The organism is Streptomyces rubradiris (genome assembly GCF_016860525.1).
In the GTDB taxonomy this organism is placed as follows: domain Bacteria; phylum Actinomycetota; class Actinomycetes; order Streptomycetales; family Streptomycetaceae; genus Streptomyces; species Streptomyces rubradiris.
Window position 1 is genome coordinate 1305994 of sequence record NZ_BNEA01000001.1, and the last position, 17718, is coordinate 1323711.

The 17718-nt window shown below is 73.3% G+C and carries 16 protein-coding genes and 1 pseudogene; 6 read left to right on the plus strand and 11 right to left on the minus strand.

Annotation, left to right across the window (positions count from 1 at the left end):
- Window positions 1-23: 23 nt before the first annotated feature.
- Window positions 24-1175 carry an acyl-CoA dehydrogenase family protein gene (locus tag Srubr_RS06095; RefSeq protein WP_189996382.1) on the minus strand — a complete coding sequence of 384 codons (1152 nt, stop codon included), beginning with the start codon at window positions 1173-1175 and terminating at the stop codon, window positions 24-26.
- Between the two features lie 103 nt (window positions 1176-1278).
- On the opposite strand from Srubr_RS06095, the gene Srubr_RS06100 reads away from it, so the two are divergent.
- Together Srubr_RS06100 and Srubr_RS06105 are read left to right on the plus strand one after the other, a co-directional pair.
- Window positions 1279-1914, plus strand: coding sequence for a TetR/AcrR family transcriptional regulator (locus Srubr_RS06100; protein WP_189996105.1), 636 nt, complete (start codon window positions 1279-1281; stop codon window positions 1912-1914).
- A gap of 43 nt (window positions 1915-1957) precedes the next feature.
- Window positions 1958-2179 (plus strand): annotated as a pseudogene (locus Srubr_RS06105) (ArsR/SmtB family transcription factor); the annotation flags it as partial.
- A 70-nt stretch (window positions 2180-2249) separates the two neighbouring features.
- On the opposite strand, the gene Srubr_RS06110 reads toward Srubr_RS06105, so the two are convergent.
- The 8 genes from Srubr_RS06110 to Srubr_RS06145 form a co-directional block, all read right to left on the minus strand.
- On the minus strand, window positions 2250-3332 hold the full coding sequence (locus tag Srubr_RS06110) for a Zn-dependent alcohol dehydrogenase (RefSeq protein WP_189996104.1): 1083 nt from the start codon (window positions 3330-3332) through the stop codon (window positions 2250-2252).
- Window positions 3333-3346: 14 nt separating this feature from the next.
- A complete protein-coding gene (locus Srubr_RS06115) occupies window positions 3347-4735 on the minus strand; it encodes an aldehyde dehydrogenase family protein (RefSeq protein WP_189996103.1) in 1389 nt (462 codons plus the stop codon).
- Window positions 4736-5001: 266 nt separating this feature from the next.
- Entirely contained in the window at window positions 5002-5649 is a 648-nt protein-coding gene (locus Srubr_RS06120; protein ID WP_189996102.1) for a class F sortase, read from the minus strand.
- Window positions 5636-6328 carry a hypothetical protein gene (locus Srubr_RS06125; protein ID WP_030781527.1) on the minus strand — a complete coding sequence of 231 codons (693 nt, stop codon included), beginning with the start codon at window positions 6326-6328 and terminating at the stop codon, window positions 5636-5638. Before Srubr_RS06125 ends, Srubr_RS06120 begins: the two co-directional genes overlap by 14 nt.
- 102 nt (window positions 6329-6430) lie before the next feature.
- A complete protein-coding gene (locus Srubr_RS06130; protein WP_189996101.1) occupies window positions 6431-7669 on the minus strand; it encodes an MFS transporter in 1239 nt (412 codons plus the stop codon).
- A 23-nt stretch (window positions 7670-7692) separates the two neighbouring features.
- Window positions 7693-9072: a CitMHS family transporter gene (locus Srubr_RS06135; RefSeq protein ID WP_189996100.1), complete on the minus strand. Its 1380-nt coding sequence runs from the start codon at window positions 9070-9072 to the stop codon at window positions 7693-7695.
- Between the two features lie 141 nt (window positions 9073-9213).
- Window positions 9214-9831: a TetR/AcrR family transcriptional regulator gene (locus Srubr_RS06140; RefSeq protein WP_189996099.1), complete on the minus strand. Its 618-nt coding sequence runs from the start codon at window positions 9829-9831 to the stop codon at window positions 9214-9216.
- A gap of 811 nt (window positions 9832-10642) precedes the next feature.
- The gene (locus tag Srubr_RS06145) at window positions 10643-11182 is read right to left on the minus strand and encodes a hypothetical protein (protein ID WP_189996098.1); all 540 of its coding nucleotides are present in this window, start codon (window positions 11180-11182) and stop codon (window positions 10643-10645) included.
- A 151-nt stretch (window positions 11183-11333) separates the two neighbouring features.
- Here Srubr_RS06145 and hmgA point away from each other — a divergent pair, with 151 nt between their 5' ends.
- From hmgA to Srubr_RS06165, 4 genes are all read left to right on the plus strand, one after another.
- Window positions 11334-12644 (plus strand): homogentisate 1,2-dioxygenase, encoded by a 1311-nt coding sequence (hmgA, locus tag Srubr_RS06150; RefSeq protein ID WP_189996097.1) that lies wholly within the window; start codon window positions 11334-11336, stop codon window positions 12642-12644.
- 46 nt (window positions 12645-12690) lie between these two features.
- The gene (locus tag Srubr_RS06155) at window positions 12691-13440 is read left to right on the plus strand and encodes a GntR family transcriptional regulator (RefSeq protein ID WP_189996096.1); all 750 of its coding nucleotides are present in this window, start codon (window positions 12691-12693) and stop codon (window positions 13438-13440) included.
- Between the two features lie 24 nt (window positions 13441-13464).
- Window positions 13465-14619: a type ISP restriction/modification enzyme gene (locus tag Srubr_RS06160; RefSeq protein WP_189996095.1), complete on the plus strand. Its 1155-nt coding sequence runs from the start codon at window positions 13465-13467 to the stop codon at window positions 14617-14619.
- A 140-nt stretch (window positions 14620-14759) separates the two neighbouring features.
- Window positions 14760-15956 (plus strand): CaiB/BaiF CoA transferase family protein, encoded by a 1197-nt coding sequence (locus tag Srubr_RS06165; protein WP_189996094.1) that lies wholly within the window; start codon window positions 14760-14762, stop codon window positions 15954-15956.
- Between the two features lie 40 nt (window positions 15957-15996).
- On the opposite strand, the gene Srubr_RS06170 is transcribed toward Srubr_RS06165, so the two are convergent.
- Both Srubr_RS06170 and Srubr_RS06175 read right to left on the minus strand, forming a co-directional pair.
- On the minus strand, window positions 15997-16266 hold the full coding sequence (locus Srubr_RS06170; protein WP_189996093.1) for a hypothetical protein: 270 nt from the start codon (window positions 16264-16266) through the stop codon (window positions 15997-15999).
- 402 nt (window positions 16267-16668) lie between these two features.
- A complete protein-coding gene (locus Srubr_RS06175; RefSeq protein ID WP_189996092.1) occupies window positions 16669-17475 on the minus strand; it encodes an SGNH/GDSL hydrolase family protein in 807 nt (268 codons plus the stop codon).
- Window positions 17476-17718: the final 243 nt, after the last annotated feature.

Sequence of the window (17718 nt, forward strand, 5' to 3'; positions counted from 1 at the left end):
CGCCGAAGTACTCAGGCGGGTACTCAGAACGCCGAGACGCCGGTCAGGGCACGCCCGATGAGCAGCTTCTGGATCTGGCTGGTGCCCTCGTAGAGCGTCATCACGCGGGCGTCGCGCAGGAGCTTGCCGACCGGGTACTCGTCGATGTAGCCGTAGCCGCCGAAGACCTGGAGGGCGTTGTTCGCCGCGCGGACGGCGGCCTCGGAGGCGAACAGCTTGGCCTTGGAGGACTCCACGGCGAACGGCTCGCCGCGGTCGATCAGGTCGGCGACCCGCCAGGTCAGCAGCCGGGCCGCGTCGACGTCGACGGCGATGTCGCTGAGCAGCTCCTGCACCAGCTGGTGGTGGGCGATGGGGGTGCCGAACTGCTCGCGCTCCCCCGCGTACGCCACGGCCGCGTCCAGTGCGGCCTGGGCTATCCCGACGCAGCCGGCGGCCACCGACATGCGGCCCTTGGCGAGCGCGGACATGGCGACGTTGAAGCCCTTGCCCTCCGCGCCGACCATGGCGGAGGCGGGCACCCGCACGTCCTGGAGGACCAGTTCGGCGGTGGCCTGGCCGCGCAGGCCGAGCTTGCCGTGGATGGTGCGGCGGGTCAGGCCGGGCGTGTCGGTGGGGATCAGGAAGGCGGACACGCCCTTGTGGCCGGGGGCGTCGGTGGAGCGGGCGAAGAGCAGGACGACGTCCGCCCAGGTGCCGTTCGTGATGAACATCTTGCTGCCGTTGACCACGTACTCGTCGCCGTCGCGCACGGCGCGGGTGGTGAGGCTGCCGGCGTCGGAGCCGGTGCCGGGCTCGGTGAGGCCGAAGCAGCCGACGTACTCGCCCGCGGTGAGGCCGGGCAGCCAGCGCCGCTTCTGCTCCTCGCCGCCCCAGGCGGCGATGGTCTTGGCGACGAGCCCGAGGGAGACGGAGACGATGCCGCGCACGGAGGAGTCGCCGCGGCCCAGTTCCTCGGTGACCAGGCAGTACGCGAGATGGTCGCCGCCCGAGCCGCCGTACTCCTCGTCGATGGTCAGGCCCAGGAAGCCGATGTCGCCGAGCTTCTTGACGATGCCCCGGTCCACCTCCTCGGCGCGGTCCCAGGCGACCACGTGCGGGGCGATCTCGCGCTCCACGAAGTCCCGGGCGAGCTGCCGTACGGCCGCCTGCTCCTCGCTGAGCCCCAGGTTCACCACGAGATCACCCCACACCGAACGCATCCGTCGACGGCCCTTGAAAGCCGTACATTTAAATTAGCACTGCTAGTTTCTGCCTCGCAGCCCTACTATGTGCGCCATGGCCCGACCGCGCAAGCCCCTCCTCAGCCCCGACCGGATCGTCGAAACGGCCCGGGATCTCGTGGACCGGGAGGGCCTGGCGGCCGTCTCGACCCGGCGCCTGGCCGCCGAGCTGGGGGTGAGCGGGCCCTCGCTGTACAACCACTTCCGCACCAAGGACGAGATCCTGGAGGCCGTCGCGGACTCGGTGAGCGCGCAGGTCGACCTGTCGATGTTCGAGGACGGCCGGGACTGGCGGACCGCGCTGCACGACTGGGCCGTCTCCTACCGGGCCGCCCTGCGCGACCACCCGAACATCGTCCCGGTGCTCGCCCGGGGCCCCGGCCGCCGCCCGGCCGCGCTGCGGCTGGCCGACGCGGTCTACGGCGCGATGGTCGACGCGGGCTGGCCGCCGGCCCAGGCGACCTCCATCGGCGCGCTGATGCGGTACTTCATCATGGGCTCGGCACTCGGGTCGTTCGCCGGCGGCTTCGTGGACGACGCGAGCGCCTACGACCCGGCCGACTACCCCCACCTCGGGCAGGCCCATCTGCTCGCCGAGCAGCAGGAGAAGATCGACGAGCGGGCCTTCGAGACGGGGCTCGGCGCGCTGCTGGACGGGCTGGCGCAGCAGTACGAGCGGGTACGGGTGTGACGCTTCGGCGACCGCCGAAGTACCGGTGCCCCGTGCTGGGGACATGAGCACCGAGGACCCCCGGGCCGCCGGCCTCGCCGCGCCGGCCGGGCCGATCGCCGACCGGACGCGGGCCGCGGGCCTGCCGGCACTGCTGGACGGGCGGGCGTGGACGGCCGGTGAGCTGGCCCGGCACGCCGGGGTGGCCCCCTCCACGCTGAGCGAGCACCTGGACCGGCTGGTGGCCGGCGGGCTGCTCGTCCAGGAGCGGCAGGGGCGGCACCGGTAGGTACTGCTGGCAGGCCATGTCCGACCTGCTCGGCATCCCGTCCGGCGCGCTGCGGTGAGGGGCGGCGTCAGAACACCACGACCGCCCGGCCCCCCTTCCCCGCGAGCATGTTGTCGAAGGCCGCCGGGATGTCCTCCAGGGTGATGCGGTCGGTGACCAGGGTGGACAGGTCCAGGCGACCCTGCCTGACGTGGTCCGCGAGGATCGGCACGTCGCGGGACGGGTCCGTGTTGCCGTAGACGCAGCCCGACAGGGTGCGGCCCCAGTGGAAGAGTTCCAGGGCGTTGAAGGTGACCTGCTGGTCCTTGCCGCCGATGCCGACGACCGTGGTCCGGCCGCCCCGGCGGGTGGACTCCCAGGCCGCGCGGATGGAGACCGCGCGGCCCGCGCACTCCACGGCCACGTCGACGCCCTGCTTGCCGGTGAGGGCGCGGATCTCGCGGGGCGTGGTGTCGGAGGCGAGGACGTAGTCGGTGGCGCCGGCGGCGCGGGCCAGTTCCTCCTTGGCGGGCGTGACGTCGACGGCGACGATGCGGGACGCGCCCGCGATCCGGGCCGACTGGAGCGCGGCGAGACCCACTCCGCCGACGCCGAACACGGCGACGGTCTCGCCGGGCCGGACCCCCGCCGAGTAGTGGACGGCGCCGTAGCCGGTGAGGACCGCGCAGCCCAGGAGGGCGGCGTCGACGGGATCCACCCCGTCCGGTACCGGCAGCACACAGGACGCGGAGACCACCGTCTCCTCGGCGAACGCGGCCACGTTCAGGCCGGGGTGCAGCTCGGTGCCGTCGGCGGTGCGGGCGTAGACGTCGGCGGAGCCGTTCAGCGCGTTGCCGCAGAGCCAGACCTCGCCGAGCGCGCAGGCGTGGCAACTTCCGCAGGCGGGCGCCCAGTTGAGCACCACAGGGCTGCCGGGGGCGACATGGGTGACGCCCTCGCCGACGGCGATCACCGTGCCGGCGCCCTCGTGGCCGAGGACGGCCGGGACCGGCACCCGCATGGTGCCGTTGGACAGGGACAGGTCGGAGTGGCAGACGCCGGCGGCGGCGAGGCGGACCCGGACCTGTCCGGGACCGGGGTCGGGCAGCTCGATGCCGGTGATCTCCAGCGGGGCGCCGACGGCGGGCAGGACGGCGGCTCGTACGGCCATGGTCGCTGACTTCCTTAGAACTGGAGGGACTTGGTCTGCAGGTACTCGGCGAGTCCGTGGCTGCCGAGTTCCCGGCCGACGCCGGACTGCTTGTAGCCGCCGAAGGGCGCGAGGGGGTTGAACCGGCCGCCGTTGATGTCGACCTGCCCGGTGTCCATGCGGCGGGCGAAGGCCACCGCCTCGGCCTCCTCGGCGGCCCAGACCGCGCCCGCGAGGCCGTACACCGTGCCGTTGGCGATGCGCAGGGCGTCCTCCTCGTCCTCGTAGCGCAGGATCGTGAGGACCGGGCCGAAGATCTCCTCCTGGGCGATCGTCATCTCCGGGGTGACGTCGGCGAAGACGGTCGGGCTGACGAAGTAGCCGCGCTCGCGCGGGGCTTCGGGGCCGCCCGCGACCAGCCGGGCACCCTCGGCGATGCCCTTCTCGATGTAACCGCGCACCCGGGCCTGCTGCTTGGCGCTGACCACCGGGCCGATCCGGTCGCCGTACTTGGCGGCGGCGGTGGCGGCCAGGTCGACGGCCTCGGCGTACTGGTCGCGGTGGACCAGCATGCGGGTCCAGGCGCTGCACGTCTGGCCGGAGTTGGACATCACGTTGGCGACGCCGACGTTCACGGCACGGGCGAGGTCGGCGCTCGGCAGGATGACGTTGGCGGACTTGCCGCCGAGTTCCAGGGCGACCTTCTTCACGGCCGCGCCCGCCACCGCGCCGATCTGCCGGCCGATCGCGGTGGAGCCGGTGAAGGAGACGAGGTCGACGCCGGGGTGCTCGGCGAGGGCCTGCCCGGCGACCGGACCGAGGCCGGTGATCAGGTTGAACACGCCCGCGGGCACGCCCGCCTCGTGCACCGCCTCGGCGAACAGCTGGGCGACGAGCGGGGTGTCCTCGGCGGGCTTGAGGACGATCGTGCAGCCGGCGGCGAGGGCCGGGGCGACCTTGGCGACGATCTGGTGGAGCGGGTAGTTCCAGGGGGTGATCGCGCCGACCACGCCGATGGGCTCGTGCAGGATGGTGGAGTTGCCGACCTTCTCCTCGAAGGAGTGCTTCGCTGCCAGTTCGGCGTAGGAGGCGGCGACCGCGAGGGGCACGGCCGCGTGCACGGCCTCGGAGAACTTCGGCGGTGAGCCCAGCTCGGCGGTGACCGTCGCGACGATGTCGTCCTTGCGCTCGGTCAGGGCGCGGTGCAGGGCGGCCAGGCGGGCGGCGCGTTCGGCCGGGGGCGTGGCGGCCCAGGCGGGCAGGGCGGCGCGCGCGGCCCGTACGGCGGTGTCGACGTCCCAGGCGCCGCCCGCCGGGACCTTGCCGATGACCTGCTCGTCGGCGGGGTTGACGACCTCGATCACGTCCCCGCTCTGGGCGGGGCGCCAGGCGCCGTCGATGTACAGGGCGTCATGTGCCTTCATGCTGTGTCCTCCCGGCGGGTCCACGTCGTCCGGCACACAAACTAGCGGTGATAGTTTTTCCGCGCCAGACATTCCCGGGCCAAGGGCCTACCGGGACATCATCGCGGACGGCCCGGCCGGCGCGGACGCGGAGTCCGCCGCACGACCGGGCCGCCGGTTCACTGAATGCCGGTTGACTGGGCGCCCGTCCCCTGGACGCCGGTTGACCGGTCCCGTCCCCCGGGCGCTGGTTCACCGGCCGCCGGCCTCCCGGGCGCGCCCGCCGCTCACTTCGCCGCGGTCAGATGGGCGAAGACCACCACGTTGCTGGTGTAGCCGGTGCGCCGGCTGAACAGGCCGCCGCAGGTCATGATCCTCAGCTCCGGGCGCCCGGTCGCGCCGTAGACCTCCCGGTCGGGGAAGCCGGCCTTGTCGTAGACCTTCACCCGGTCCACGGAGTAGACGGCGGTCCGTCCGTCCGCCCGCCGCACCTCGACGGCCTTGCCGGGCTTGACCGAGGCGAGCCCGGCGAACACCGCGGCTCCGCTGCGGGTGTCGCGGTGGCCGACGGCGACCGCGGTGCCCGCCTCGCCCGGCGTGGGCCCGCCCGCGTACCAGCCGACCAGCCGGGGCTGGTCCACCGGCGGCGTCTCCAGCTCCCGGTGGGCGTCCAGGCGGAGCGGGACGACCGGGGCGTCGATCCCCAGAGAGGGCACGCGGAAGGAGGTCGGCCGGGACCGGGGCAGCGGGCGGGGCGGCGGGGCGGCCGGGGCCGCCGCCTCGTCCGCGCCGCCCGCCCGGCCGGCCTCGGCCGGTCCGTCGGGTCCCCCGCAGCGCGAGCCGACCGCCACCAGGACGGTCACCAGCACGGCCGTCCGCGCGAGGCGGTAGGCGCGGGTCCGGTACCAGGGCCTGCGCCGTCTACGCGGCGCCATGGGGCCGGCGGCGGATCAGCCGGACGTACACGGCGGCGCTGACGGCGACCAGGCCCACGGCCGCCGCGGCGGCCACCGGGGAGTACGCGGCGGCCGTGTCGATGAGGCCGCCGCCGCCCGCGTGCACACCGCCCTTCGGGCCGTCGTGGTCGCTCTGACCCCAGGAACCGTTGTCCTGGTGCTCCCCGTCGTGCTGCTGGTGGTCCTCGATCTGGCCGCCGGGCGCGCCCTCCACCTTGCCGTCGTGGCAGTTGACGCGGAAGACCTTCTCCTTCAGGGCCGGGGGCGCCCCCACCGTCCAGCTGATCTTGTACTGCCCGTCGGCCAGCCCCAGCGGGTCGGTGTGCCCGGCGCCGCCAGCCAGCTGGATGATGCCGGTCACGGTGGCGGCGGTGGGCAGCGGGGGCTGGGGTGTGATCGTGTACGCGATGCTGGTCAGGGTGTCGAAGTTGACGGCCTCCAGGAAGAACTTGCAGACCACCGGGTCGTCCTTGGCCGAGCCGATGAACGACGGGGGGTTGGTGGAGCGGGCGTTGTGGATCCTGATGTCGCCGTTCTCCCCCTGGGCCGCCGCGTTCGGCGCCGCCACCCACGACGCGCCCGCCGCGGCCAGGGCGGTGAGGACGACGGTGGCGCCCGCGCGGGAACCGGCTGCACGGGGGAGTGTCAGGGTGGGCATGCGCAATCCTCCGGGTTCAGACGATTTTCATACAAATCGCTCTTTCGCCTGGACACTGCCTCAAGGACCGCGCGGCTCCCGGCAACTGCGCCGGACGCGCCGTCAGATATCGCTCGTGCGGCGCAGTCCCCGGCCCGCGCGCCGCTCTCCCGCCACCCGTCCGGCCTCCTCCCGGGGCGCCCCGGAGGAGCGCAGCGCCACCCCGGAGGAGGCCAGCAGCAGCCCGCCCAGCATCAGGAACGGCGCCGCCACCCCCGCCACCCCGGCGACCAGGCCCGCGGCGGCCGGGGCGGCGACCTGGCCCAGCCGGTTGCCGGTCAGCCGCAGGGCGAGCGCCGTGGAGCGGGCCTCCTCGGGCGCCGCCTGCACCACCGTCGTCATCGACAGCGGCTGGCCGACGCCCAGGCAGAAGCCGAGGAGCGTGAGCATCGCGCCGAGCGCCCACACCGGCACCGGCAGCGCGACCCCCGCGCACAGCAGGGCCGCCAGCAGACAGGTCCCGGTGAGCAGCGCGGACCTGCCGAGCAGCCGCAGCAGCGGGGTGAGGACGAGCCGGCAGGCGATGGTGGCGCCGGCCCGCAGGGCGAGCAAAACACCGATCACCGCCGGGGCGATGCCCCGGTGCTCGCCGACCACCGGCAGATAGGCGGTGAGGATGTCGGTCGCGGACAGCACCGAGAGGCTGATCAGCATGCCCGCGGGCACACCCCGGGCGCGCAGGATGCCCGCGACCGGCACCCGCCCGCCGCGCGGCGCGCGCGCCGGGCCGGCCGTACGGTCCTCGATCCGCCACAGCGCGGTGAACGCGACGGCGGCGCCCGCACCCGCCGTGACGAGGGCGAGCGCGCTGCTGCGCGCCAGGCCGGGACCGCCGACGAGGGCGCCCGCGGCGAGCGGGCCGACGAGCTGGCCGAGGGAGGCGCCGATGGTGAAGTGGCCGAAGTTGCGGTCCTGTTCGTGCGGCGCGGACTGGCGGGCCACCAGCGACTGGGCGCCGATCACGAAGCACAGGTGGCCGAGGCCCATCACGCCGCTCCACAGGGCCATCGCCCACAGGGAGCCGGCCAGTCCGCTCAGCACGCAGCCACCCGCGATGAGGACCACGCCCGCGGGCAGCAGGGGCGCGCAGCGGCCGTGGTCGGTGCGGCGGCCGAGCGGTACGGCGGCGAACAGCGGCAGCAGCGCGTAGACACCGGCGATGACGCCGACCGCCCGTTCGTCGGCGCCCAGCGCGAGGGCGCGGTAGGAGACGGCGGGGCGGGCCATCGACACCGCCCCCTGGGCGCAGCCGAAGGCGATGACGAGGCGGAGCAGCCAGCCGCGGTTTCCACCGGGCGCCATGGGCGCGGTCCTTTCCGGGGTGATCAGACGATGCCGAACAGGAGCGCCGAGCCGAGCACCACCAGGGAGGTGAGCGCGGCCCACTTCACCACGAACCGGGTGTGGTCGCCGAACTCCACCTTGGCCATGCCGACCAGGACGTAGACGGCCGGGACGAGCGGGCTGGACATGTGCAGCGGCTGGCCGGCGATCGAGGCGCGGGCGATCTCCAGCGAGGAGACGCCGTGCGCCTGGCCCGCCTCGGCGAGCACCGGCAGGACACCGAAGTAGAAGCCGTCGTTGGACATGAAGTAGGTGAGCGGGACGCTCAGCACGCCGGTGACGAGGGCCATGTGCGGGCCCATGCCGTCGGGGATGTTGCCGACCAGCCACTCGGCCATGTGGTCGACCATGCCGGTGCCCTGCAGGACGCCGGTGAAGACGGCGGCGGCGAACACCATGCCGGAGACGTTGAGGACGTTCTCCGCGTGGGCGGCGATCCGGGCCTTCTGGTCCGGCATGTGCGGGAAGTTGACGGTCAGCGCGAGGGCGGCGCCGAGCAGGAACAGCACCGGGATCGGCAGCCACTCCATGATCATGGCGGTGAGCAGGGCGACCGTGAGCAGCGCGTTGAACCAGTACAGCTTGGGGCGCAGGGTGGGGCGGTCCGGGTCCAGGCCCTGGAAGCCGTCCTCGGCGGGCTCCCCGGGCAGGTCCGCGCCGGTGCCGGAAGCGCCGGCCTTGGCGCCGGGGGCGGCGCCGACCAGCACCGTCTCGGTCTCCTCCACCAGCACCTCGTCCAGCGTGAGCACGCCGAGCCGCCCGCGCTCGCGGCGGCCGAGGACGTAGGCGAGGACGAGGACGAACAGCAGGCCCATGGCGAGGGCCGGGATCATCGGGACGAAGATGTCGCTCGCGTCCACCTTCAGCGCGGTGGCGGCGCGGGCGGTGGGGCCGCCCCAGGGGAGCGTGTTCATCACGCCGTTGGCCATGGCGGCGACGCCGGTCATGACGACCAGGGACATCTTCAGCCGCTTGTAGAGCGGGTACATCGCCGAGACGGTGATCATGAAGGTGGTGGAGCCGTCGCCGTCCAGGGAGACGATCGCGGCGAGGACCGCCGTGCCGACGACGATGCGCAGCGGGTCGGCCTTGCAGAACTTCAGGATGCCCCGCACGACCGGGTCGAAGAGGCCGACGTCGATCATCACACCGAAGTAGACGATCGCGAACATGAGCATCGCCGCGGTGGGGGCGAGGCTGGTGACGCCGTCGATGACGTAGTCACCGAGTTTGCCGCCCTTGCCCACGAACACGCAGAACAGCGCGGGGATGAGCACGAGCGCCGCGATCGGCGACATCTTCTTCAGCATGATCAGGACCAGGAAGGTCGCGATCATGGCGAAGCCGAGGATGGTCAGCATGAAATGGATACCTAACGTTCGCCCTTGAACATCCCACCTGGGGGTCGGCGGTGCGATGACGTTAGGTCCGTTCAACCGGCGTTAACAAGATGTTGACGTGCGAGCAATAAGCGCAAAAGTCCAGGTCAGGCGCGGGGCCGGTCAGTCGAGTACGCGCGCCAGGTAGGCCCGCAGCAGCTCCCGGGTCTCCGCGATGACCGCCTCGTCGCCCTGCGGGTCGATGCGGAAGGCGAGTTGTACGAGGGTGTCGGCGCTCTCCACGGCGACCAGGAAGACCCGCCGCAGATCCGTGTCGGGGGTGCGGCCGAGGTAGCCGGCGAGCAGCTCGGTGAGCCGGTCGGAGACGCGGGTGTTGGGCTCGTCGTGGCGGCAGCCGACCGGGATCTGGTTGCCGAAGTCGACCAGCGAGAAGCCGGGCGCGGTGCGCTTCATGGCGAGGTACTCGTCCAGGACGGCGTCCATGGCGGCCCGCCAGTCGCCCGTGCGGGCCTTGTCCAGCCGCTCGGTGACGCGCTCGACGTACCGCTCCAGGTTGCGCTGGGCGAGGGCGTCGGCCATCTCCCGTTTGTTGCCGAAGAACCGGTAGACCGAGCCGATGGGGACGCCGGCGCGCTGGGCGACGGCGCGGGTGCTCAGGGCGTCGTAGCCGACCTCGTCGAGGAGGCCGGCGCAGGCGTCGAGAATCCGGGTGAGCCGCTCGGCGCTGCGCCGCTGGACGGGCGCGCGACGGAGCGATGTCGCGTGGGGCACGGGCTTCATGATGCCTTTCCGCCAGGGTTAGGTAAACCTTCCTCACAGTACGGAGAGGGGCGGCCCGGCACTCATCCGCGGACGCGGGCGCACACGGGGACCGCGCTTGCCGGGGTACGCCACCGGACACGGCACCCGGTGGCCGCACCGACCGCCGACCCGCCCACGCGCCCGACGGGACGACCACGACCGCCGACCACCACCGCCCGCCGACCGTCCCCGGCCACCGGCCACCGGCCCCGGCCCCGCCCGTGCCGGGCCGCCGGAGCAGCCGCCACTCCCCCACAGCCCCGGCCGGTATCCCACTGAGCCGGCCGCGCCAGCCATGCGCTCGCCGACCCGACAGGACCACCCGCCACCCCAGCCCGACCGCCCACCGACACGACCCGTCCCGCTCCCCGCGCCGACCAGTCCCTCGCACAGCCGCGCCCGCCGAGAACCAGCCGGGTCCGCCACCGCTTTCCCCGCCGTCCGGCCCGACCCGGCCACCGAAATTCCACACCGGCAGGGCCATCCCCACCGGAGCACCCGCACTCCCCCGCCGACCGACCGGACCACCCGCCGCCCCGACCGGCCCCTCGATCCCGCTCCCCGCGCCGGCGGGCACGCGTACAGCCAGGCCCACCCACCGAACCCACCGGACCCGCCGGATTCGCCACCGCCTCCCCCTCCGTCCGGCCGTCGTCGCCGCACCGGTGCAGGCATCCGTCGCCTCATGGCCGGACGCGTCCGGCGGCCGTCTTCGAGGCGGCACGGGCGGTCCCCGTCCCCCTCCTGCGCGACTCCCGTCCCCCCGGCGCGCGGCCGCGCGCCGCCGGGCTCACGCGGCCGGCGTGGCGGGGGTGGTTTTGGTCGTCTCCGCGTCGGAGACCGTGATGTCGGCGGTGCTTTCGATCGGCTTGCCGTGGACCGCCCACACCGTGCCGTCGTCGGCGTACAGCCGGGCCGTTATCTGGTGGGTGCCGTGCGGGACGCGGTCGGCGGCCAGGTGGTAGGAGGGGGTGTGCAGCCGGGCGACCCGGTGGCCGTCGACGTAGAGATGGACGAGCCCGCGCCCGAGGGCGGCGGCCGGCCGGGTGCCGGGCGGGGAGCAGCGGAAGTGACGCAGCCTCAGCCGGACGTCCCAGCCGCCGGCCGAGGCCGGGGCGACCTCGACGGCGACGGCGGGCGCGTCCTTCGCCGGCACCTCGCGCAGGTTGCGGCCCGTCTCGTCGGTGCTGTCCAGCACGGACCCCACGGGCGAGGGCGAGACCGTGCCCTCGTGCGCCTCACCGGTTGCGCAGGCCGCCGCTCCCCAGGGCAGCAGGACGCACACCACGAGCGCGGTGAGCCGCCCGCGCGTCCACTTCTTCCACGACATGATCCGGAGCGTAGAACAGCGCCCCGGTGCCCCGGATCCGCCTCAGGTCTGGTTCGCCCCCTACCTCGGAGGGAGGACCGGGAACCCTCTTGCGCGGACCCCCGCTCATTCCTACGGTGAACCATAGGAATCAGGAGCGCGAGGAGCGAACATGAGCGGGGACACGCGGAAAGCCGCCGAGGGGCTGTCGTATCTGACCGGGTTCGGCAATGAGCACGCCTCCGAGGCGGTGCCGGGCGCCCTGCCCGAGGGCCGCAACTCGCCGCAGCGCGCGCCGCTCGGCCTGTACGCGGAGCAGCTGAGCGGTACGGCGTTCACCGAACCGCGCGCGCACAACCGGCGCTCGTGGCTCTACCGCATCCGCCCCTCGGCCGCCCACCCGCCGTTCACCCGCACCGGCAACGGCGCGCTGCGCACGGCCCCCTTCACCGAGACGGTGCCCGACCCCAACCGGCTGCGCTGGAACCCGCTGCCCGAGCCCCCGGCCGGCACCGACTTCCTCGGCGGGCTGTGGACGCTGGGCGGCAACGGCGACGCGACGCAGCGCACGGGCATGGCCGTGCACCTGTACCACGCCAACGCCTCGATGGAGCGCGTCTTCTCCGACGCCGACGGTGAGCTGCTGATCGTGCCCGAGCGCGGCGGGCTGCTGCTGCACACCGAGTTCGGCCGGTTGCAGGTGGAGCCGGCCCATGTGGCGCTGGTCCCCCGTGGGGTGCGCTTCCGTGTGGAGCTGCTGGACGACTCCGCGCGCGGCTATGTGTGCGAGAACTACGGGGCGCCGTTCCGGCTGCCCGACCTCGGTCCTATCGGCGCCAACGGCCTGGCCAATCCCCGGGACTTCCGGGCGCCGGTCGCCGCGTACGAGGACGTCGAGGGCCCGGTGGAGGTGGTGAACAAGTTCTGCGGCAACCTGTGGACGGCCACCTACGACCACAGCCCCCTGGATGTGGTCGCCTGGCACGGCAACCATGTGCCGTACGTCTATGACCTGCGCCGGTTCAATGTGATCGGCACCATCTCCTACGACCACCCGGACCCGTCGATCTTCACGGTGCTGACCTCCCCGTCGGACACCCCGGGCCTGGCCGGCGTGGACTTCGTGGTGTTCGCGCCGCGCTGGCTGGTGGGCGAGGACACCTTCCGGCCGCCGTACTTCCACCGGAACGTGATGAGCGAGTACATGGGCCTGATCGAGGGCGCCTACGACGCCAAGGCGGAGGGTTTCGTGCCCGGCGGCGGCTCGCTGCACAACATGATGTCGGCGCACGGCCCGGACCGGGAGACGTTCGACCGGGCGAGCGCGGCCGAGCTGCGGCCGCACAAGGTCGACGACGGGCTGGCCTTCATGTTCGAGACCCGCTGGCCGGTGACCCTCACCCCGCACGCGGCCGGCGCGGACCACCTCCAGCGGCGCTACGACGATGTGTGGCAGGGACTTCAGCGGCACTTCCGGGGATGACGGCCGCCGTTGCGCGGGAGGTTCCCCGCCGGGTACGGATAGCGGGGTGACCTCCTTCGCCCCGGACTCCATCGTCCTGAACCGCAAGCTGCCGCTGTGGTACCAGGTGTCGCAGTCGCTGCGCGCCTCGATACTGGGCCGCTCCCCCGAGGATCCGCTGCGTCTGCCCACCGAGGAGCGGCTGGCGGAGCACTACGGCGTGAGCGTGCTGACCATGCGGCAGGCGCTGAAGGAGCTGGAGGACGAGGGGCTGATCAGCCGGCACCGGCGGCGCGGCACGTTCATCGAGCCCGGGGTGCGGCGCGGGGCGCCGGTGCGGCTGCTGGGCTCGGTGGACGCCATCGTGGCCCAGCAGTCCGGGATGACGACCGAGCTGCTGGAGCACGGGCGGGTGCCGGTTCCGGCCGCGCTCGCCGAGTACTTCCCGGACCTCGCGGAGGTGGCGGTGTACCACCGGTTGCGCGGCGACGAGAAGACCGGGGAGCCGACCAACCACGCCGTCAACCACATCCGGCCCGACCTGGCCGAGCGGATCGACCCGGACGACCTGGTGCGCTGGCCGATGACCAAGGTGCTGCGGGACGTGGTCAAGGCCGACATCAGCCGGATCACCGACACGGTGCAGGCGCGGCTCGCCGATCCGGTCACGGCGCGGCTGCTCGATGTGCCGCTGCTCAGCCCGATCCTGCACTACACCGGGGTGACGTACGACAGCGAGGGGCGGGTGCTGGACGTGGCCGTCATCCACTACCGGGGGGACCGGTTCTCGTTCACGGTCACGCTCGACGCCACCTGAACCGGGGGCGGTCGAGGCCGTACGATGCCGACCGTGACGCACGACGACGCTCCGCCGCTGGTGGACCTCATGCCGTGGTCCGTCGCACCGTTGCGGCCGGGCCGCCACTGGCCGACGGCGCCCGATCCGGGCTCGCTGCGGGCCCGCTGGGAGGCGCTGCTGAGGGCCGAGGGACCGGACCGGGAGGCCCTGTTCGAGCCGACCCGGGCACGTGCGCTCACCTCGGCCGTGGCCCAGTTGCCCGGTCAGTCCACCGGTACCGGGCGGCTGGCCCGGGCCGAGGGGCCCTGCGCGGAGCCGGTGCGGGTGCTGGCCGCGCCGTTCGACGAGCGGTGGCTGATCCCGGACCACCGGCTGATCGACACGGCCCGCCCGGAGCTGTGGCGGGTGGCGGACGCACGGCAGGTGTTCACGGCCCAGACGGGTGACGCGGACCTGCCGCTGCTGGCGACCCCGCTGCTGCCCACGCTGCGCACCGGCCGGATCCGCCCGCTGTACCGGCGCCCCGGCGGCGCCGAACCGAACCTGGCCCCGGGCCTGGTGGACCTGCTGTCCGTCCGCCTGGGCGCGCGCCCCCTGGCGGCGGACGTGCTGGCGTGGATCATGGCGGTGGTCCGCCCGGACCTGACCGTGCCGCTCACCGACGACGGCGAGCTGTGGGCGGCCGGGGTGGAGCTGGGCCGCCGGATGCTGTGGCTGATGTGCCGGGACGGGGAGCGGCCCCGGCTGCCCGGTGGCCGCCGGCCGTACGTCCGGGCGCCGCTGCCGGGCCGTCCGGGGACCCTGCGGTACGACCCCGAGGAGGCGGCCCTGTACCTGGACGAGGGCCGGATCTCCCCCGTCCCGGCCGAGGTCTGGGAGTTCGAGGTGGCCGGGGTCCGGGTGCTGGAGTCCTGGTTCGCGGCCCGTACCGCGCCGGCCGAGCCGGGCACGCTCGCCGCGATCCGCCCGGCGGCCTGGCCGCAGAGCTGGACCTCGGAGCTGCTGGAGCTGATCACGGTCCTCGCGCTGCTGGCCGAACTGCGGGCCCCGCGCGCCCGGTTGCGGCCGGTGTCGGCGGTGACGGCGGGCGAGCTGCGGCGGGCGGGCGTCCTCCCGGTTTCGGAGTCCGCCCGGCGTCCGGCGTCGGTGCTGGACCATCAGGAGGAAGGGCCGGAGGGGCAGTTCGCGCTGCTCTAGCCCACCGTACGGGGGCGCGTGGCGGCCTCCGGCAGCTGCGCGGTCAGACCGAGCCGGCACCGGGCCCACTCCTCGTCGATCACGGCTGACGGCGCCCGTACTGCTGACAAGGCCGCCGGTCAGGGGAGATCATCCACCCCATGGATCAACTCCCGCTCCCCTTGGAGGGCATCACCGTCGTAGCCGTCGAACAGGCCGTGTCCGCGCCCTTCGCGACCCGGCAGCTCGCCGACCTGGGCGCCCGGGTCATCAAGGTGGAGCGGGTCGACGGCGGCGACTTCGCGCGCGGCTACGACACGGCGGCCCGCGGTCTGGCCTCGCACTTCGTGTGGTGCAACCGCGGCAAGGAGTCCCTCGCGCTGGATCTGAAGGACCCGCGCGGCCTGGCCGTCGTACGGCGGCTGGTCGCGGACGCGGACGTGTTCGTGCAGAACCTCGCGCACGGCGCGGCGGCCCGGCTCGGCCTGGACGCGGCCACGCTGTGCGCCGCGCACCCGCGGCTGATCGCCGTGGACATCTCGGGCTACGGCGGCTCGGGACCGTACGCGAACAAGCGGGCCTACGACATGCTCGTGCAGTGCGAGGCGGGCCTGGTGTCGGTGACGGGGACTCCGGAGCAGCCGGTGAAGGCGGGCGTCCCGGCGGCGGACATCGCGGCGGCCATGTACGCGTTCTCCGGTGTGCTGGCCGCGCTGGTGCGCCGCGGCACGACCGGGCGGGGCGGCCCGGTGGAGGTGTCGATGCTGGAGGCGCTCGCCGAGTGGCTGGGCCATCCGCTGCACCACACGATGCACGGCGGTGAGCCACCCGCCCGCACCGGGCTGGCGCACGCGGTGATCGCTCCGTACGACGCCTATCCGACGGCGGACGGCGGCCGGGTGCTGCTGTCGGTGCAGAACGACCGGGAGTGGCGGCGGCTGGCCGAACAGGTCCTGGGCGACCCGGAGTTGGGCACGGACCCGGCGTACGCGACGAACGCCGCCCGGGTGGCGCACCGGGAGCGGACCGACGCGCTGGTGGCGGCGGCGCTGCGGGGGCTGGACGCCGGGGAGGCGCTGGCCCGGCTGGAGCGGGCGGGCATCGCCTGTGCCCGGCTGCGGGACGTGCGCGAGTTGGCGGAGCATCCGCAGCTTGCGGCGCGGGAGCGGTGGCGTCAGGTGGGAACGCCGGCCGGACCGCTGCGGGCGCTGCTGCCGCCCATCACACTGCCGGGCGGGGACGAGGCGCGGATGGGTGAGGTGCCCGCGCTCGGGCAGCACACCGGAGCGCTGCTGCGTGCCGTGGGGATGACGGACGACGAGATCGCAGCGCTGCGCCGGGACGGTGTGGTGGCCTGAGCGCGGCACCCCGCTCGGAGGACGGGGCCCCGCGGTGCGGTCAGTGACCGCCGAACAGCGAACGGCGCAGCCGGCGCAGCGGCGCGAAGAGGGACACCCGGCTGACCCGCGCACGCCGGTCGCTGCGCTGGTGCACGGAGCCGCGTGCCGTCAGCTCACGCATCAGCGAGGTCGCCTCGACCGTCTCCCGTTGCGGTATGGCGGGTCCCGCCAGCACCGACAGATGGCGGTCCAGGCGCGAACTGGTCGCGCTGCTCCCGCAGGTGATCGCAGGGACCCGCGCCCTGCTGCGCATCGTTATCTGTTCCATGTCACTCCCCACCCGTACGAGTCACCCGGCCCGGGCAGGCTAACCCTATCGCCCCACTGGGGCACCCGGGTATCTCGGTCACAGGATTCACCATCCCTGTAAGGGGGTTGACCATCCCCCTTTGACTACTCTCCGAATCCGACCGATTTCAGGGTGAGTTGGACAAGCGGTCACCTGGCGGGTCGTGCGGGCCGCCAACAGCCCGGCGGTTACGGCGAGTGATGTCGCGGTGGATCGAGGTCGTCCGCGATCAAGGGCGTGTCGCCCGCCGGACGGAACGTGGGCGATCTCACCTCGCCGGGCACCCGGGCACCCGCGGTGTCGGCCTCGCCCACGGGCTCGCCCTGACCGGTTTCCCGGGACACGCCCGGAAGATCACCCGGCGGGGCGAGCCCGTCCGGGTCACGTGTTGTTCGTGAACACCGGCAGGTAGCCGCCGGACTGGCCGGCCGCGGTCGGGTGGTACGAGTCGCCGATGTCGAGCCAGTCGACGCTGTGCAGCCAGGAGGAGCCGGAGCAGATCTCGTGGCCGGAGAAGGTGGTGCGGACGTCGCCGAAGACGAAGCCGTGGGCCGTGGCGCGGGCCTTGATGGCGGTGTCGATGTAGTCGGCGGCGTCGTTGATGGCGGCCCGCTTGGTCTCGGAGAGGCCGAGGCAGGTCTGGCCGAGCAGGTAGAAGCGGGGGTAGCCGATGACGACCACCCGGGCGGACGGGGCCTTGGCCCTGATCGCGCCGTAGAGGGTGTCCAGCTTGCCGGGGAGCGTGTTGGCGACGTACGCCTTGGCGGTGTTGATCCGGGAGAGACAGGAGCTGTCGGACTGGAGCACACACGTCGTCATGACGTCGGCGAAGCCCGCGTCGTTGCCGCCGGCCGTGACGGACACCAGCGAGGTGGAGGAGGAGAGCGAGCCGAGCTGGTTCGCGCGCACGTCGTCCGTCGTGGCGCCCGAGCAGGCGTTGAAGGCGAACGACGAGGGGCTGTGGGCGGCGTTCCACAGGTACGGGTACGCCTTGGTGCTGCGCTTGCAGTTGCCGCTGGAGCCGATGTAGCTGTCGGCGCCCACTCCGGAGGAGTAGGAGTCGCCGAGGGCCACGTAGCCGCCGGCCGCGGCCGTCGAGGTCGCCTGCGCCGAAGCGGCCCCGGTGAGACCGAGGCCGGCGGCGAGGAGGAGTGAGGTAACGAGTCCGGTAAGTCGGGAACGTCTCATGGAACCTCCCTTTAGCAGGATCTCTGCCTCAACGTTGGTAGCAGCTACGCGTGTTGACAGGAAGTGTTCATGCCAAAACTGTCGCGGTCTCAACGAAATCGACCAGAGACATTCACCGCTCATGCCTTGCGCGTGCACGCCGCGTCCGTTGACACTGCGCCAACTCCCTTGGGACACAAGGGAGAACGACCGTCGGAGCGCTTCGGGGAACGTCCGTTCCGTCCATGCCGCCGTCTTGACGCC

What these genes read in the sequence shown, in the direction of transcription:
- Srubr_RS06100 (WP_189996105.1), top strand. Translation starts at nt 1,279, where the DNA reads ATGGCCCGACCGCGCAAGCCCCTCCTCAGCCCCGACCGGATCGTCGAA.
- Srubr_RS06110 (WP_189996104.1), bottom strand. Translation starts at nt 3,332, where the DNA reads ATGGCCGTACGAGCCGCCGTCCTGCCCGCCGTCGGCGCCCCGCTGGAG.
- Srubr_RS06115 (WP_189996103.1), bottom strand. Translation starts at nt 4,735, where the DNA reads ATGAAGGCACATGACGCCCTGTACATCGACGGCGCCTGGCGCCCCGCC.
- Srubr_RS06120 (WP_189996102.1), bottom strand. Translation starts at nt 5,649, where the DNA reads ATGGCGCCGCGTAGACGGCGCAGGCCCTGGTACCGGACCCGCGCCTAC.
- Srubr_RS06125 (WP_030781527.1), bottom strand. Translation starts at nt 6,328, where the DNA reads ATGCCCACCCTGACACTCCCCCGTGCAGCCGGTTCCCGCGCGGGCGCC.
- Srubr_RS06130 (WP_189996101.1), bottom strand. Translation starts at nt 7,669, where the DNA reads ATGGCGCCCGGTGGAAACCGCGGCTGGCTGCTCCGCCTCGTCATCGCC.
- Srubr_RS06135 (WP_189996100.1), bottom strand. Translation starts at nt 9,072, where the DNA reads ATGCTGACCATCCTCGGCTTCGCCATGATCGCGACCTTCCTGGTCCTG.
- Srubr_RS06140 (WP_189996099.1), bottom strand. Translation starts at nt 9,831, where the DNA reads ATGAAGCCCGTGCCCCACGCGACATCGCTCCGTCGCGCGCCCGTCCAG.
- Srubr_RS06145 (WP_189996098.1), bottom strand. Translation starts at nt 11,182, where the DNA reads ATGTCGTGGAAGAAGTGGACGCGCGGGCGGCTCACCGCGCTCGTGGTG.
- hmgA (WP_189996097.1), top strand. Translation starts at nt 11,334, where the DNA reads ATGAGCGGGGACACGCGGAAAGCCGCCGAGGGGCTGTCGTATCTGACC.
- Srubr_RS06160 (WP_189996095.1), top strand. Translation starts at nt 13,465, where the DNA reads ATGCCGACCGTGACGCACGACGACGCTCCGCCGCTGGTGGACCTCATG.
- Srubr_RS06165 (WP_189996094.1), top strand. Translation starts at nt 14,760, where the DNA reads ATGGATCAACTCCCGCTCCCCTTGGAGGGCATCACCGTCGTAGCCGTC.
- Srubr_RS06170 (WP_189996093.1), bottom strand. Translation starts at nt 16,266, where the DNA reads ATGGAACAGATAACGATGCGCAGCAGGGCGCGGGTCCCTGCGATCACC.
- Srubr_RS06175 (WP_189996092.1), bottom strand. Translation starts at nt 17,475, where the DNA reads ATGAGACGTTCCCGACTTACCGGACTCGTTACCTCACTCCTCCTCGCC.